This is a genomic window from Massilia niabensis (assembly GCF_042655085.1).
GTDB classification, from domain to species: Bacteria; Pseudomonadota; Gammaproteobacteria; order Burkholderiales; family Burkholderiaceae_D; genus Telluria; species Telluria niabensis.
Map to the genome: position 1 here is coordinate 58,728 of NZ_JBHSMU010000015.1, position 15,585 is coordinate 74,312.

Here is a 15,585-nt window from a genome sequence, read left to right on the forward strand (position 1 = left end):
ATGAGCACGATCCCGGACCCGCAGATCGACGCCGCCGGCCGCGAAGGCGAAGGCCGGCGCGCGCTGGTCACCGGCCTGCGCGGCTTCACCGGCCGCTACGTGGCCCAGGAACTGGCGGCGGCGGGGTACCGTGTGTTCGGCACGGCCATGCCCGGCGGCGGGCGTGAAGCCGACCCCCGGGAACTGGGCGCCGACGTGCTGGCGGTCGACCTGTGCGACCGCGCGGCAGTCGCTGCGATGGTCGAGCAGGTGCAGCCAGACGTCGTCGTGCACCTGGCGGGCATCGCTTTCGTCGGACATAGCGATGTCGAGCAGATCTACCGCGTCAATGTGGCCGGCACGCGCAACCTGCTCGAGGCGCTGGCCGGCGCACGCCACCGGGCCTCCAGCGTACTGCTGGCTTCGTCTGCGAATATCTATGGCAACGCCCGCGTGTCGGTCATCGACGAGGACGTGGCGCCGGCTCCCGCCAACGACTACGCCGTCAGCAAACTGGCGATGGAGTACATGGCGCGCCTGTGGATGGACAAGTTGCCGATCATTATCGTGCGGCCGTTCAACTACACCGGCCAGGGCCAGTCCGAGAATTTCCTGCTGCCGAAGATCATGTCGCATTTCCGCCGCCACGAGCGCCGTATCGAATTGGGCAACCTGGCGATCGCGCGCGACTTTTCCGACGTGCGCACGGTTGCGCGCAGTTACCGGCGCCTGCTGGCGGAGGCGCCCGCGGGCCAGGCCTTCAATGTGTGTTCGGGCCGCAGCCATTCGCTCGCCGAAGTCATCGACATGGCGTCCGAGATCGCCGGCTACCGCATCGAAGTCGAGGTGAACCCGGCTTTCGTGCGCGCCAACGACGTGCTCACGCTCACCGGCAGCAATGCCAAACTCGCCGGCGTGATCGGGCCGGTCGAGTCGCCGCCGTTGTTCGACACCCTGCGCTGGATGTACCAGGGGCGATGATGCGCCCGGGACCAGGGCCCATGCGACCGCTGCAGTAACCCATTCGTTTTTCGATCGTTTCTATGCGCGTCCTACATTTCTGCAAAACCTACTACCCGGACTCGGTGGGGGGCATCGAACAGGTCATCCGCCAGATGTGCGTGGGCACCGGCCGCCTCGGCGTAACCAATACGGTGCTGTCGCTGTCGCGCGAAAAGAACCTGGCCCCGATCGCCTTCGAGGGCCATACCGTGCACCGGGTGCCGCTCGACTTCGAGCTGGCCTCGAACGGCTGTTCGGTGGCCTCCTTCGGCGCGCTGGCGCGCCTGGCGCGCGAGGCCGACGTCGTGCACTACCACTTCCCCTGGCCCTTTGCGGACCTGGCCCATTTCGTGGCGCGGGTGCGCAAGCCGACCGTGCTCACCTACCACTCCGACATCGTCCGCCAGAAAAAGCTGTTGCGCCTGTACCAGCCGCTCAAGCAGCGTTTCCTGCGCAGTGTCGACGCCATCGTCGCGACCTCGCCCAACTACATGGAGTCTTCCCCCGTGCTGGGGCGCTACCGCGACAAGACCCGCATCATCACCTACGGCCTGGACCAGTCCACCTACCCGCAGCCCGATCCGGCACGGCTGGCATACTGGCGCGAGCGCGTCGGCCCGAAGTTCTTCCTGTTCGTGGGCGTGCTGCGCTATTACAAGGGGCTGCACGTGCTGCTCGAGGCCGTTGCCGGCACCAATTATCCGGTGGTGATCGTCGGCTCCGGGCCGGAAGAGGATAGATTAAAGGCCCAAGCCCAGCGCCTGGGCTTGAAAACCGTGCTGTTCGTCGGGGCGGTCGGCGAAGACGACAAGGTCGCGCTGCTCACGCTGTGCTATGCGCTGGCCTTCCCGTCGCACCTGCGCTCGGAGGCCTTCGGGATTTCGCTGCTGGAAGGGGCGATGTACGGCAAGCCGATGGTCTCGTGCGACATCGGCACCGGCACCACCTACATCAACATCGACGGCGAAACCGGGCTGGTAGCGCCGCCGTCCGATCCGCGCGCGCTGCGCGCGACGCTGCGCACGCTGTGGGACAACCCGGACCTGGCGCGCGAGATGGGTGCGTGCGCCGCCGCGCGCTTCGAGGAAGTCTTCACGGCCTCGCAGATGGCGACCAGCTACAACTCGCTCTACCAGGAACTTGTGGCGCGCCGCGCTGCCACGCCGGGGATAGCCGTGCCTGGGCATGCTGCCCCGGCCAAGGCCCCCGACTGACTTACCTTGAGCGCTAGGTGGCTTCGGCCCAGCGCGTGCGCACGGTGCGGATCGCCGGCAGCTGGGCGACGAACAGGTCGACCAGCGCAGGGTCGAAGTGCTTGCCCTTTTGCTGCACCAGGTAGTCGACCGCTTCTTCCTCGCTCCAGGCACGCTTGTACGGGCGCACCGAAGTAAGGGCGTCGAAGACGTCGGCAATGGCCACGATGCGCCCGGTCAGCGGGATCGCATCTCCGGCCAGCCCTTTCGGGTAGCCGCTGCCGTCGTATTTCTCGTGGTGGGTCAGGGCGATGTCGTGCGCCAGCTGCAGCATGCCGCCGCCATGCTGGCCGATGATTTCGGCGCCGATGGTGGCGTGGCTCTGCATGATCTTCCATTCGTCCGCGTCCAGCGGGCCGGCTTTTTGCAGGATACGGTCCGGGATGCCGATCTTGCCGACGTCGTGCATCGGCGCCGCGTGCAGCAGGTCGTCCGCTTCCTGCTCGCCCATGCCGGCGGCCAGGCCCAGGATGCGCGCGAAATGGCTCATGCGGATCACGTGCAGGCCGGTCTCGTTGTCCTTGTATTCCGCAGCCAGGCCAAGACGCTGGACGATCGCCAGCCGCGACGCCTTCAGTTCGTCCATCCGCACCAGCGACAGGTGGGTGCGCACGCGCGCGCGCACCACCGGCGGGCTGACCGGCTTGGTGATGTAGTCGACCGCGCCTGCCTCGAAGCCTTCGAGCTCGTCGGCGGTGTCGTTCAGGGCGGTGACGAACACCACGGGGATCGGGGCGGTGGCCGGGTTGGCTTTCAGGGCGGCGCACACCTCGTAGCCGCTCATCCCCGGCATCATCACGTCGAGCAGCACCAGGTCCGGGGCCTCCTTCTGCGCCAGTTCGAGCGCCCGTGCGCCATCCTTGGCGAACAGCAGGCGGTAGTGGTCTTGCAGGATCTGGCGCAGCAGCTGCAGGTTGCTCGCCTCGTCGTCGACCGCGAGGATCAGCGGGCGATTACTGGTCGTACTCATTTACATCGTTTCCTGTGGTGTTGGGTCATCCTGCCCGTCGAGGGCGCTCAGTGCACCGAGCACGGCGTCGAGCTGCTGCTGGGCGAGGTCGAAATCGAAATCGGCGAGCGCCGCCTGCACTTGCGTGACACGGGCGGCCACCGGGTGGCCAGCCAGCGCGGCGGCCAGGCCGGCCAGCGCGGCGTCGTCGAAGGCGCCGCGGGCGAGGGCCTCGGCCAGCACGCGCCCGGCGCGGCGCGCGCGAGGAAGATCGTAGGTCGGTACCAGCTCCGCCCGGGCCGGAGCCTGCGCCGGCCGTTCCGCGCGGATCATCAGCAGCGCCGCTTCGTGGGCGGCATCGGCCTTGGCCAGTGCCTCCGGCAGCAAGGCCAGGCTGGCCAGCCCGCTGCCCTTGTCGCCTTCGGCCAGGGCCTCCAGTTCGCCCAGCGCGTCGGCCAGCAGTTCGAGGGAGATGTTGGCCGCCACGCCGCGCGCCTTGTGCGCCAGCATGCGCAGCGACGGGTAGTCGCCCGCATCGGCAAAGCCGCGCAGGAACTGAGGCAGCAGCGCGTGCTGGCTGTGGAAGTGCTCGAGCGCCTCGCGGTAGGCATCCTCGTTGCCTCCCCAGCGATGCAGGCCGCCTGCGCGGTTCAGCACCTGGCGCTCGAGCGCCGGACCCAAGGCTCCGGCCGCGCCGGCGCCTTGGCTTGTTCCTTGAGTTATGCCCAGCACCCGTGCGATCTCGTGCGACAGCGTGGTCCAGTCGACCGGTTTCGAAGCGAAACCGTCCATCCCGACTTCGGCGGCGGCGCGGCGGTGTTCGAGCAGCACGCTGGCCGTCATCGCGATCACCGGCACCCGCGGACGACCGGCGGCCTCGGCCTGTTCGCGGATCAGGCGCGTGGCGCGCAGGCCGTCGAGGACCGGCATCTGGAAGTCCATCAGGACCAGGTCGAAGTCCTGGCGCCCGGCTATCTCGACCACGGCGGCGCCGTCCGAGACCGCCGTCATCGTGTGGCCGCGGCGCGCCAGCAGCAGCTGCAGCAGCTCGAGGTTCTGCGGCACGTCGTCGGCGGCCAGCACGCGCAGCGGCGGCAGGGCGCAGGCGGTGCGCACGCGCGCCTGCTGCGGCGCGAAGCGCGCCACCACCAGCGGCAGCAGCACGTGGAAGGTGGTGCCTTCGCCGACGGTGCTCTCGGCCCAGATCTTCCCGCCCATCAGCTCGACGAGCTGCTTGCTGATCGTGGTGCCCAATCCCGTGCCGCCGAAGCGCCGCGTCATCGAGGAGTCGGCCTGGGTGAACGGGTCGAAGATCGCCTGCAGACGCTCCGGGGCGATGCCGATGCCGGTGTCGGTCACGGAGAAATGCAGCTGGTCGCCCTGGGGCTCGGCGCGCAGCAGGACGCTGCCGCTGGCCGTGAACTTGATCGCGTTGTCGAGCAGGTTGGTCAGCACCTGGCGGATGCGCAGCTCGTCGCCGCGCAAATTTGTAGGCAGCGCCGGGTCGTAATGGATGTCGACCTGCAGGCCCTTGGCGCGGGCATTCGCCGCCAGGGTCGAGGACAGTTCGTCGATCAGCGACAGCAGGTTGAAGTCGTTGATCTCGAGTTCGACCGCGCCCTTTTCCAGTTTGGCGGTGTCGAGGATTTCGTTGAGCAGGCGCAGCAGCGAGCGGCCGGCGTTGCGCACGGTGTCGAGGTGGCGGCGCTGCTCCGGCGCCAGTTCGCCGTCGAGCAGCACGTCGGTAAAGCCGAGGATCGAATTCATCGGCGTGCGGATCTCGTGGCTCATGTTGGCCACAAAAGTAGCGCGCGCGGCCGCAGCCTGCTCGGCCGCGTCCTTGGCGTCGCGCAGTGCTTCTTCCATCGTGCGCCGTTCGCTGATGTCGAGGATCACGCCGTCGAGCCAGGTCAGCTCGCCGGCGTCGTTGCGCACGCCAGTGCCGTTTTCCCACAGCCAGCGGGTGCTGCCGTCGGCATGCAGCAGCCGGTATTCGACGAGGTAAGGGCGGTCTTCGGCCAGCGCCGATTCGATCGCTTCCGAGACCCGCACGCGGTCGGCGGCATGGATCAGGGCGCCGAAGCAGCGGCGGGGCCGGGCACCTGGCGGGTCGCCGATGAAGTCGTGCGCCGGGTAGCCGGCCACGCGCTCGACGGCATCGCTGATGAACACCATCGGGTGCTCACCTTCGATGCGGCTGCGGTAGGAAATGCCGGGGATGGTGCCGATCAGGGAGCGGAACTGGTTCTCGCTGGCGCGCAGGGCGCCCACCATCTCGCGTCGCTCGGTGATGTCGGTCACGAAGCAGACGAACAGCTCGCGCTCTGCCATGCGGGCGTGGCCGACGGCGACGCGCAGCGGCACCACGCTTCCGTCGCGGCGCAGCGCCTCGACTTCTTCATTGTTGGGCGCCGCATTCGTACTGCTGTCGCGCAGGTAGCCGAGCAGGCCTCCGTCTTCGTTGTTGCGATTGGCGTCCGTCATCAGGAGACGGATGTTGCCGCCAACGATTTCCTCGCGGCGCCAGCCGAAGATCTTCTCGGCCGAGGCATTGAATTCCTCGATCCTGCCTTCGCGGTCGATGGTGATCACGCCGTCGACGGTGGTGGTGAGGAGGGCGCGCATCCAGGCTTCGCTGCGCGACAGTTCCACGTACAGCTGGCGGTAGCGCAGCAGGCCGTTGGCGGCCAGCACCACGCCGGTGAACAGGACGGTAATCAGCGAGATCGCCAGCGCCAGGAAGGTGGTGTCGGAGGTGACTGCCGCGGTCGCGTCGACGGTGCCCACGAAACGGGCCGCTTCCATGCCGGTATAGTGCATGCCCGTGATCGCGCAACCCATGACGATCGCCGCCAGCAGCAGGCGGCGGCCTTTGCTCAGCGAAGAAAAACGCGACAGGCCGAAGCGCACCCACAGGGCAAGGGTGGCCAGCACCACCGCGACCACGATCGACAGGCCGAAGGTCAGCGGGTCGTAGCGCAAATCCAGGCTCATGCGCATGCCCGCCATGCCGGCATAGTGCATCGCGCCGATGCCGGCGCCGACCAGCACGCCGCCGACGACCAGGGTACCGGTGCCGATGCGCTCGCGCGCGATCAGGTTCAATGCGACGAACGAAGCGGCGATGCTCGGCAGGCTCGACAGGACTGTCACCATCGGGTCGTAATCGACCTGGGTGCACAAATTAAAGGCCAGCATGCCGATGAAGTGCATCGCCCAGACGCCGGCACCGAGCGCCAGGCTGCCTGTGAGCAGGAACACCGTGCGCAGGCGGGTCTGCTGGCGCGCCTGGCCGGCGACCTGCAGGCCCATCCAGGACGCGAAAATCGCAACCAGCAGCGACAACACCACCAGCTTCGGGTCGTAGATGCCGTAGCTCAGGAGCGACGGGTCGTCGGGCAGCATGAATAGCGGCATGGGGGATTTCCGGACAGGAGGCGTCCAGGAGCGGACACGGGTATTCGTCAGTATGACATTTTCCTAGTGGAAAGTCTTGTTTCAAAATGCCGGAATTGCCGGCAATACACATTTATGTCGCGCAGTTGCCACCATTCACCGCCATTCCTCCACAGCTGCTGCATGGCGCCGATCCGCGGCGCACGCGATGGAGTATGCTGGACGCATAAGGTGCGCTCTCCCGAGCGGCCGGACAGGTGCACGATGCCGATCCCATCCATTTTTTTCGCTACCCTGGCACTCGTCCTGGCCGCAGGCGCAGCATGCGCCGACACGCGTATTGGCAACCTTAGCCCTTCCTTTGCCGTCGAGCGGGCGCCAGTGCATCCGCTGTACATCACTACCGAGACAGCAGCACCGTCGAGCATGCTGGGCAGCGACGGACGGGTGATCGGCATCGCGACCGACAAGGTACGCACCGCCCTCGAGCGCGCCGGCTTGCCGTACACGATCGACCTGCTGCCGTGGAAGCGCGCCTATGCCGCGGCGCGCACGCGGCCCGACGCCTGCGTCTACTCGACCACGCGCACGCCCGAGCGCGAGGCGCTCTTCAAATGGATCGGCCCGACCGACAGCGCCGAATGGGTCCTGATGGCGCGCGCCGGCAGCGGCATCACCCTGCGCACCCTCGAGGACGCGCGGCCGTACCGGATTGGCACCTACAACGGCGACGCCCGCGATGCTTACCTGCGCAGCCGCGGCTTCCGGGTCGATGCGGCGCCGGCCGACCTGATCAATCCCCGCAAGCTCCTCCTCGGCCGCATCGACCTGTGGGCGGCCGCCCTGCGCCCCGGCAGCCCGGTGCTCAAGCAGAATGGCTGGGACGGACGAATCGTCCCGGTGCTGGTGTTCAACCGGCTCGATGTTTTTTTGGCGTGCAACCGGGCGGTGCCGGATGAGGTGGTGGATCGCCTGAACGGTGCGTTCACCAGCCTGGAGCGGGAGGGAGCGATGCAGCGGATCGAGCGCTCGTATGACAACTGGAACCGGCGAGCCGGCAGCAGGTAGCCTTGCAACCTGCTTCCGTTCGGAAACGAACATTGGGCACTTTGCTGCGATATTGTTGAGCTGAACCGGAACAGGGGCGTTTCGATGGTATCTTGGTTGTAATAAATGCAATATCTTCAGGTGTCGCCCAGGCTACATGTGTCGTATTAGTGCATTGATGACACAAACGACCTGGAGAACACATGAATACCAAGAAACTGACCCTATTATTAATGCTGGCCCTGATCTGCGGTTCCGCAAGCGCCGGGGTGATCCCCTTCCTCGGCGGTGCACAGCAATTTGCCGTACTCGGGGCCGAGGCGGTAACGAACACCAACGCGACCACGCTGCACGGCGACCTGGGCGTCGCACCTGGTTCGTCGCTCACCGGCACGGGCAGCATCACGTTCGCCTCGAGCGGCGTCATCCACCAGACCGATGCGATTGCCATCCAAGCCCAGCTTGACGCACGCTCCTCCTACGACCGCCTCGCCGCCCTGAGCGGCGGTATCGACCTGAGCGGCCAGGACCTCGGCAACGTCGGAGTGCTTGCTTCAGGCGTCTATCGCTTCTCGTCATCGGCCGCCCTGACTGGCACCCTGACCATCGATTTCGCCAACGACCCGAACGGCATCATCATTGTGCAGATTGGCAGCACGCTGATCACGGCGGCAAACTCAGTCGTCAACGTGGTCAACGGCACCAGCACCAACGGGATCTACTTCCAGGTCGGCAGCTCGGCCACCCTGGGCGCGGACGCTGTCTTTGCGGGAAATATCCTGGCCCAGCAAAGCGTGACCTTCGGTTCAGCTTCCAGCATCGCCTGCGGACGGGCACTGGCGCTCGGGGCAGCGGTCACGATGATCGGCAACACTGTTTCCAGCAACTGCAATGCCTACGCCCCGACGACCCTGGCCGATGATTATGGCAGCGCCGGGTACAGCGGCTTCGGTGCCGCTGCCTTGCCACCGGTTGAAGTACCCGAACCGGCGAGCCTCGCCTTGTTCGGACTCGGGCTGTGCGCTGCAGGCTTGCTGCGGACGCGCCGGCGCGCCGGCTGAAAGTCGCTGCTTAAGGGCTAGAAAGCAAAAACCCGCGTTCTCCAATGAAGAACGCGGGTTTTTTGTATTCGTGCGTGGTGCCGGGAACCGGAATCGAATACTACTATGAGGAATTGGTAAATTTTTGTATTCGTGCGTGGTGCCGGGAACCTGCGTCCTGACTCACACTAACCGGTCTCCACGAAAGCCGGGGCGGTTCACCTCGGTAAATTAAAGAGCAGCACTTCATGCACTGAACAGCTTCACTAATACCGAGCGAATCCACATATTCGCCTCATCCTTGGCGTACTTGCGGTGCCAATGCTGCTTCAGATCGAACTGCGGAATCTCCAGTGGCGGTTCGATCAGACGAATATTGGCAACCTTCGCGAACGATTCCCCCACCGCGTAGGGTACGGTTACCAGTAGCTCAGTCGATGCAATGATGAATGGAATCGACATGAAATGGGGCGTCGAAAGCACGATGCGGCGCTCGATCCGGTGCTTCGCGAGCAGTTGCTCGAAGACCTCCTGGCTACGGCCTTCCGCACTAATTACCGCATGTCCAATGCGAAGGAACTCCTCCATCGAGATACGCCTGCCCTTGATCGGATGCTTTGCGTTGAGCAAGCTGATGAATGAGTGCGTAAATAACCGCTGCTGAAAAAAATTACGTCCCTTTAAGTCGGGGAAGTAGCCGACTGCGAGGTCGATGTCGCCGTTCTCGAGACCGACCGCGATCTCGTCTGGCGGCAAGGTCACTGAACGTACTGTGGCATTTGGAGCGTGCGCCTGTAGGTAAGCCAGCAACTTGGGCAAAAAGGTCATTTCGCCGATGTCCGACAGAGCAAAGGTAAACCTGCGCGTTGTCGTCACTGGGTTGAAGGCGGCTCTGATGAGTACCTCGTTTTTTACCCGCGCAAGGATGTCACGCGTAGGTACCAACAGGGCCAGTGCGCGCGGCGTGGGCGACATTCCGTGCGAACCACGGATGAAGAGCGGATCATCAAGCGCAGCGCGCAGCTTGGCGAGCGCAATGCTGACCTTTGGCTGGCTCCATCCCAGCCGCTCAGCTGCCCGGCTGACGCTGCGTTCTTCGGCAATCGCCAATACTACCGGAAGCAAGTTCAGATCGAATTCAGTCTCGTTCATCATATCCATTTATCGAATAAACGTTATCTATGGAATTGGCTTGAGGTATAACACCGTTTGCCTATGATTGCATGGAGGTCGCGCGCTGCACAAGACGACACTCCCACAATAACCAAGGAGACATGCATGAACAGGCAATCGATCGTATCGGTATGTATCGCTGCGTCCCTCGCAGCTGCCGGCAGCGCCGCCCAGGCCGAGGGCAACACAATCAAAATCGGCGTCATCACTTCGCTCAGCGGTCACGCTGCTGAGAGCGGAGCGCAAATGAAAGCGGGTATCGATACCTGGCTCCGGGTCAACGGGGCCAGCGTCGCCGGGAAACGCATTGAGGTCATCTACAAGGACGATACGGGCACCCAGCCCGATATCGCGAAACGCTTGGCGACCGAGCTGGTGACACGCGAGCGTGTCGACGTTCTTGCCGGATTCGTCTTTACGCCGAACGCCATGGCCGCCGCGGCGATTGCTGACCAGAGCAAGACCCCAATGGTGGTCATGAACGCGGCGGCTTCTTCTCTGACGGCGCGTTCGCCCTACGTGACGCGCGTCTCGTACACCATTGCCCAGTCAGCTAAGCCGCTGGCCGAGTGGGCCTACAAGACCGGTGCACGGCGGGTTTTCACAGTCGTGGCAGACTACGCGCCGGGCATCGATGCCGAAACCTGGTTCAACAACACCTTCACCGCGCTCGGCGGCAAGATTGTCGGTACCGTGCGCATGCCGATGGGCAGTGTCGACTACGGTGCCTTTGTACAGCGTATCAAGGACGAGAAGCCTGACGCGGTCCACGTGTTCCTGCCGAACGGCCAGCCAATGGTCTCCTTTACTAAGGCTTATCGCGAGAAGGGGCTGGACAAGGCGAATATTCGTTTCCTTGGCGGCGAAGGCTGGGGTGACGAAGACGTGCTGAAAGCGGGGGGGGATTCGCTCGTCGGTATTTACTCTTCCGGCTTCTATTCGTACACCCGGCCAGGCGCCGAGAATGCGCGCTTCGTCGAAGCCTTCGGCAAGACCGTCAACGGAAAAATGCAGCCGAGCTTCCTGGCCGCGTCCTCGTACGACGGCATGGCATTGATCGCCAAGACGCTCGCCAAGACCGGAGGCAACAGTGACGGCCCCACGTTCATGAAGGCGGTCAAGGGCTATACCAGCACCAGTCCGCGCGGCACGGTGAGTATTGACCCTGCCACCCGCGACATTGTCCAGACCATGTATATCCGCCGCATTGACCGCCAGGGGACAAAGCTGGTCGCGACCGAAATCGACCGTTTCGACAACGTCAAGGACCCGGCCAAGGAAGCCGGTAAATAACTGAGGAGGACCTAGATCATGTTTCCGTTAAATCAATGGTATGTTGCCGGCTTCTCTTGGGAGCTGAGCGACAAGCCACTCGCACGCACGCTCCTGAATAACCGCGTTGTCATGTTTCGCACTGCGGCCGGTGAAGTCGCGGCCCTTGAGGATCGTTGCTGCCACAAGTCGCTCCCGCTGTCGTGTGGCACGGTCGAAGAACGCGGCGTACGCTGTGGCTATCATGGCCTGCTGTTCGCACCGAGCGGCGCCTGCCTTGAGGTCCCTGGGCAGGACCGTATCCCGATCAAGGCGCGCGTAAAATCGTTCACTCTGGTCGAGAAGGACCAGATCCTGTGGATCTGGATGCCGGCCGAAGACGGCACAGCGCCGACTCACGATGCACCTGACTACTGGGTGCACAGCGACCCGCGCTATACCTTCAAGGGCGATGTATTCCACTACAACGCGCCGTACCAGCTCATTCACGATAACCTGCTCGACTTGAGTCACCTGGGCTATGTGCACCTGAAGACCATTGGCGGTAATGCCAAGGTCCACATGAATGCGGAACTGAAGGTTGAGGCCGCTGGCGACCAAGTGAGGGTATTGCGTTATATGCCCAATTCCGCGCCGCCGCCGACATACACGGGCGCCTGGCCATTCAAGGGCAACATCGACCGCTGGCAGGAGGTCGAGTTCAATGTCAGCCACCTGAACATCTGGACCGGGGGAGCGGACATCGGCACTGAGGACATGCGTGACCCTCATCGCGGCGGTTTCCACATGCGCGGCTTCCACGCAATTACGCCCGAGACCGATACCACGGCCCACTACATGTGGACCATGGCAACCAACCCGCATCCCGACAAGGAAGACGTTGGCCAACTGGTCTACGAGCAGACAGCGCTGACCTTCTATGAAGATAAAGTCATCATTGAAGCCCAGTATGAAAACATGAAACGTTTTCCGAACGCGCCGCAGATCGATATCCATGTCGACGTCGGCCCGAACCGCGCGCGCCGCGTCATTGAGAAACTATTAAAACAGAACGAGATCGCAGCAGCTGCGCCTGCCCCGCTTCAGCCCGTGGCTCAGGCAGCGCCTTCGGTGTCCGTTTAATAACAAGCAATCCAACCAGGAGATGGACGTGGCAGAAAATCGTGGTGTTGTTTATATCGGCCAGGGCAAGGTCGAGGTGCAGAGCATTCCATTCCCTAAAATGGAGGACCCGAACGGCAGAAAGATCGAACATGGCGTCATACTGCGCGTCGTCTCGACGAATATCTGCGGTTCGGACCAGCACATGGTGCGCGGTCGCACCACGGCCCAGACCGGCTTGGTGCTTGGCCATGAAATCACGGGCGAGGTACTGGAAGTCGGGCGCGACGTCGAGACCTTGCAGATTGGCGACCTGGTCTCGGTGCCGTTCAACGTCGCGTGTGGACGCTGCCGCACCTGCAAGGAACAGCACACAGGCGTCTGCCTGAGCGTAAATCCTTCGCGTGCCGGCGGTGCCTATGGCTATGTCGACATGGGCGGCTGGATCGGCGGACAGGCCGAGTACGTGATGGTCCCATACGCCGACTTCAACCTGCTGAAATTCCCGGATCGCGACCGCGCGATGGCGAAGATCCGCGACCTGACCTGCCTGTCTGACATCCTGCCGACTGGTTACCACGGCGCAGTCACAGCGGGCGTCGGTCCTGGCAGCACCGTCTACATTGCGGGCGCTGGTCCGGTCGGCATGGCAGCGGCGGCCTCGGCGCGCCTGCTTGGGGCGGCGGTGACCATCATAGGCGACGTCAACCCGTCGCGTCTTGCCCATGCCAGGGCGGTCGGCTTCGAAACCGTCGACCTGTCGCACGATGCCTCGCTGGGCGACCAGATCGCGCAGATCCTCGGCACCTCGGAAGTCGATTGCGCGGTCGACTGCGTCGGCTTCGAGGCGCGCGGGCATGGCCACGACGGCGCCCAGCACGAAGCGCCGGCCACGGTACTTAACTCGCTCATGGAAATTACACGTGCTGCGGGCAAGATCGGTATTCCGGGCCTGTATGTGACGGACGATCCAGGTGCGGTCGATGCCGCTGCCAAGAGCGGCAGCCTGTCGATTCGCCTCGGCCTCGGCTGGGCCAAGTCGCATAGCTTCCATACCGGCCAGACCCCGGTGATGAAGTATAACCGTGCCCTGATGCAAGCGATCCTGTGGGACCGCATCAACGTTGCGGAAATCGTCAATGTGCAAGTAATCACCCTCGACCAGGCGCCGCAGGGCTACGGCGAATTCGATGCGGGCGTGGCGAAGAAATTGGTCATCGATCCGCACCGGATGCTCGTCGCGGCCTAAGACGAGGCCGGCGGCATCGACAGGCAGTGGACGGGCCGGCGACAAGCAGCCCGTCCGTTTCACGGCGCACGCGTAGGCGGGCCCATCATTCAGCCATATGATTTTTCATGAACACAATTGCCGTTAAAGTCGAAAAGAAGACCCGGGAAGCGGAAGACATCGTCAGCCTGGAACTAGCCAGCGTCGATGGTAAACCGCTGCCGCCATTCTCCGCCGGCTCGCACATCGATGTCCATGTCGGACAAGGGCTGGTGCGCCAGTATTCCCTGTGCAATGATCCCATTGAAAGCCACCGCTACCAGATCGCCATTCTGCGCGATCCGCACTCGCGCGGCGGCTCGGCCGCGGTGCACGAAAAGATCAGCATGGGCGACGTTATCCAGATAAGCGAACCGCGCAACCACTTTCCTCTGGCGAATGCCGAGCATTATCTGCTGCTGGCTGGCGGCATCGGTGTGACCCCGATCTTGTGCATGGCCGAGCGGCTGGCGACAATAGGCGTACCGTTCGACATGCATTACTGTTCGCGCTCGCCTGAGCGTACCGCTTTTTTGGAGCGTATTAGAACGTCAGCGTTCACTGATCGCGTCCACTTCCACTTCGACACCGGCGACACTGCCCAGAAGCTGGATCTCGACAAAGTGCTCGCCGCCGCCGGGAATAGCACGCATCTCTATGTATGCGGACCAGCCGGATTCATCGAATTTGTTACTGATACCGCGCGCAATCAGGGCTGGGACGCTGATCGTGTGCATCTCGAGTACTTCGGCGCCGCACCGCAAGACACAGCTGGTGACATTGCCTTCGAGGTGAAGATCGCCAGCAGCGGAATGACTTATACGATCCCGACAGGTAAGTCAGTTTGTACTGCATTGCTCGAGCACGGGATCGACATTCCGGTTTCGTGCGAGCAAGGCGTATGCGGCACTTGTATTACGCGGGTTCTTGACGGCACCATTGACCATCGTGACGTGTACTTCACCGATGAGGAGAAGGCCGCCAACGACCAGTTCACGCCATGTTGCTCGCGTGCGAAGAGCTCTCTGTTGGTACTGGATCTGTAAAGCTCTTTTCCCGGGGGCGCCACTAGTCTGCGAGCCATTCGTAATGGACTTGGACTACCAACAGTTCGAGATCCCAACAAAGGTACCATCAAAGTGTCGATATTTGGTGGTACAAGGCAACCTTGCCTGAGACAACAAAAAACCCGCGCCTCCTTGGAGAAAACGGGTTCTGATACATCATGATACGACATGCTGGTGCGTGGTGCGTGGTGCCGGGAACCGGAATCGAACCGGTACGCCTCGCGGCGCGGGATTTTGAGTCCCGTGCGTCTACCTATTCCGCCATCCCGGCGACGCGCTCCGCATTATCGCTGATTTGCATTGCACCGGCAACAGTTTCCCGGCTCGGCAGCTCCGTACGAGGGGCGGGAGTAGCCGGGGCCTCGACAGGCACGCTGGTCGCTCCCGACAATGTCCGGTGCAGCGCGCGCAGGGTCGGGATCGGGCCGATGACTTCGAGCGCGTGGGCGTGGATCCTGATGTTCACCACGTGCCGGCGTGTGCGCCAGGCCGTGACAGCGTTCCGAACATAGCGCAGCTGGCCTGGCCTGGCGTCCGCCTGCACATAGCCGAGCGCCGTCAGGGCCGCATCCAGGGTGTGGCGCATGTGGACGGCGTCGAAGCGGGTGCTGATGTCGAGTCGGCCGGGCGTGCCGGTCCAGAGCGGCAGGGCCAGCCCGGCCAGCATTGGCAGCACGATGAGGGCGAGCGGTGCGCCGGGATCGAGGGCGCGCAGGGCCAATACCAGCAGCGGCATGCCGATCGCCAGCGTGAGACCGTAGGCGGCCAGAGGCGGCAGTCCACGCAGTGCGCGCAGTCCACCGGCGCCGCGATGGGCATGCACGATTTCCGAGAACATTACGCTTTTCATGTTGTCTCCTGATAGGGGGGCGAAGCGGATCGGCACTGGGCTACAGGCCATTGTCGGCCCCGCTTGCGCCCCGCAGTTGACGTGACTCAAATAACATGACTGCGAACAATTTCTTAAGCCGTGGCCGGATGCCCGGCCGGGGTTACGCCGACATTTCCTGACCTTGTTCGAACCTGTCCGATGGAGAGA

At 63.6% G+C, this 15,585-nt stretch carries 12 protein-coding genes and 1 tRNA gene; 8 read left to right on the forward strand and 5 right to left on the reverse strand.

The features are described 5' to 3' along the window. Positions 1 to 960 carry an SDR family NAD(P)-dependent oxidoreductase gene (locus ACFPN5_RS14725; protein WP_379784505.1) on the forward strand — a complete coding sequence of 320 codons (960 nt, stop codon included), beginning with the start codon at positions 1 to 3 and terminating at the stop codon, positions 958 to 960. A gap of 62 nt (positions 961 to 1,022) precedes the next feature. Beyond that, entirely contained in the window at positions 1,023 to 2,195 is a 1,173-nt protein-coding gene (locus tag ACFPN5_RS14730) for a glycosyltransferase family 4 protein (protein ID WP_379784506.1), read from the forward strand. A gap of 13 nt (positions 2,196 to 2,208) precedes the next feature. Here the strand turns inward: ACFPN5_RS14730 and ACFPN5_RS14735 are convergent, their stop codons facing one another. Together ACFPN5_RS14735 and ACFPN5_RS14740 are read right to left on the reverse strand one after the other, a co-directional pair. Further along, complete coding sequence (locus ACFPN5_RS14735; RefSeq protein ID WP_379784507.1) at positions 2,209 to 3,204, reverse strand: response regulator; 996 nt, start codon at positions 3,202 to 3,204, stop codon at positions 2,209 to 2,211. Further along, positions 3,205 to 6,600 (reverse strand): MHYT domain-containing protein, encoded by a 3,396-nt coding sequence (locus ACFPN5_RS14740; RefSeq protein ID WP_379784508.1) that lies wholly within the window; start codon positions 6,598 to 6,600, stop codon positions 3,205 to 3,207. It lies immediately after the preceding gene. Positions 6,601 to 6,843: 243 nt separating this feature from the next. Here ACFPN5_RS14740 and ACFPN5_RS14745 point away from each other — a divergent pair, with 243 nt between their 5' ends. Continuing rightward, entirely contained in the window at positions 6,844 to 7,647 is an 804-nt protein-coding gene (locus tag ACFPN5_RS14745) for a substrate-binding periplasmic protein (RefSeq protein WP_379784509.1), read from the forward strand. 182 nt (positions 7,648 to 7,829) lie between these two features. After that, positions 7,830 to 8,687 carry a DUF3494 domain-containing protein gene (locus ACFPN5_RS14750; RefSeq protein WP_379784510.1) on the forward strand — a complete coding sequence of 286 codons (858 nt, stop codon included), beginning with the start codon at positions 7,830 to 7,832 and terminating at the stop codon, positions 8,685 to 8,687. A 225-nt stretch (positions 8,688 to 8,912) separates the two neighbouring features. Here the strand turns inward: ACFPN5_RS14750 and ACFPN5_RS14755 are convergent, their stop codons facing one another. Beyond that, the gene (locus ACFPN5_RS14755; RefSeq protein ID WP_379784511.1) at positions 8,913 to 9,821 is read right to left on the reverse strand and encodes a LysR family transcriptional regulator; all 909 of its coding nucleotides are present in this window, start codon (positions 9,819 to 9,821) and stop codon (positions 8,913 to 8,915) included. Between the two features lie 123 nt (positions 9,822 to 9,944). On the opposite strand from ACFPN5_RS14755, the gene ACFPN5_RS14760 reads away from it, so the two are divergent. From ACFPN5_RS14760 to ACFPN5_RS14775, 4 genes are all read left to right on the forward strand, one after another. Then, positions 9,945 to 11,132 carry an ABC transporter substrate-binding protein gene (locus tag ACFPN5_RS14760; RefSeq protein WP_379784512.1) on the forward strand — a complete coding sequence of 396 codons (1,188 nt, stop codon included), beginning with the start codon at positions 9,945 to 9,947 and terminating at the stop codon, positions 11,130 to 11,132. A gap of 18 nt (positions 11,133 to 11,150) precedes the next feature. After that, the gene (locus ACFPN5_RS14765) at positions 11,151 to 12,233 is read left to right on the forward strand and encodes a Rieske 2Fe-2S domain-containing protein (protein ID WP_379784513.1); all 1,083 of its coding nucleotides are present in this window, start codon (positions 11,151 to 11,153) and stop codon (positions 12,231 to 12,233) included. Positions 12,234 to 12,261: 28 nt separating this feature from the next. Beyond that, positions 12,262 to 13,461, forward strand: a complete 1,200-nt coding sequence (gene fdhA / locus ACFPN5_RS14770; RefSeq protein WP_379784514.1) for a formaldehyde dehydrogenase, glutathione-independent — start codon at positions 12,262 to 12,264, stop codon at positions 13,459 to 13,461. Positions 13,462 to 13,568: 107 nt separating this feature from the next. Further along, a complete protein-coding gene (locus ACFPN5_RS14775; protein ID WP_379784515.1) occupies positions 13,569 to 14,525 on the forward strand; it encodes a PDR/VanB family oxidoreductase in 957 nt (318 codons plus the stop codon). Positions 14,526 to 14,732: 207 nt separating this feature from the next. On the opposite strand, the gene ACFPN5_RS14780 is transcribed toward ACFPN5_RS14775, so the two are convergent. Further along, positions 14,733 to 14,817: transfer RNA gene (locus ACFPN5_RS14780), tRNA-Leu, on the reverse strand. After that, entirely contained in the window at positions 14,800 to 15,396 is a 597-nt protein-coding gene (locus ACFPN5_RS14785) for a hypothetical protein (protein ID WP_379784516.1), read from the reverse strand. Before ACFPN5_RS14785 ends, ACFPN5_RS14780 begins: the two co-directional genes overlap by 18 nt. Between the last annotated feature and the right edge of the window lie 189 nt (positions 15,397 to 15,585).

Coding starts and splice junctions, on each gene's coding strand:
- ACFPN5_RS14760 (WP_379784512.1), top strand. CDS start 9,945: ATGAACAGGCAATCGATCGTATCGGTATGTATCGCTGCGTCCCTCGCA.
- ACFPN5_RS14735 (WP_379784507.1), bottom strand. CDS start 3,204: ATGAGTACGACCAGTAATCGCCCGCTGATCCTCGCGGTCGACGACGAG.
- ACFPN5_RS14740 (WP_379784508.1), bottom strand. CDS start 6,600: ATGCCGCTATTCATGCTGCCCGACGACCCGTCGCTCCTGAGCTACGGC.
- ACFPN5_RS14745 (WP_379784509.1), top strand. CDS start 6,844: ATGCCGATCCCATCCATTTTTTTCGCTACCCTGGCACTCGTCCTGGCC.
- ACFPN5_RS14775 (WP_379784515.1), top strand. CDS start 13,569: ATGAACACAATTGCCGTTAAAGTCGAAAAGAAGACCCGGGAAGCGGAA.
- ACFPN5_RS14765 (WP_379784513.1), top strand. CDS start 11,151: ATGTTTCCGTTAAATCAATGGTATGTTGCCGGCTTCTCTTGGGAGCTG.
- ACFPN5_RS14750 (WP_379784510.1), top strand. CDS start 7,830: ATGAATACCAAGAAACTGACCCTATTATTAATGCTGGCCCTGATCTGC.
- ACFPN5_RS14755 (WP_379784511.1), bottom strand. CDS start 9,821: ATGATGAACGAGACTGAATTCGATCTGAACTTGCTTCCGGTAGTATTG.
- ACFPN5_RS14785 (WP_379784516.1), bottom strand. CDS start 15,396: ATGAAAAGCGTAATGTTCTCGGAAATCGTGCATGCCCATCGCGGCGCC.
- ACFPN5_RS14725 (WP_379784505.1), top strand. CDS start 1: ATGAGCACGATCCCGGACCCGCAGATCGACGCCGCCGGCCGCGAAGGC.
- ACFPN5_RS14730 (WP_379784506.1), top strand. CDS start 1,023: ATGCGCGTCCTACATTTCTGCAAAACCTACTACCCGGACTCGGTGGGG.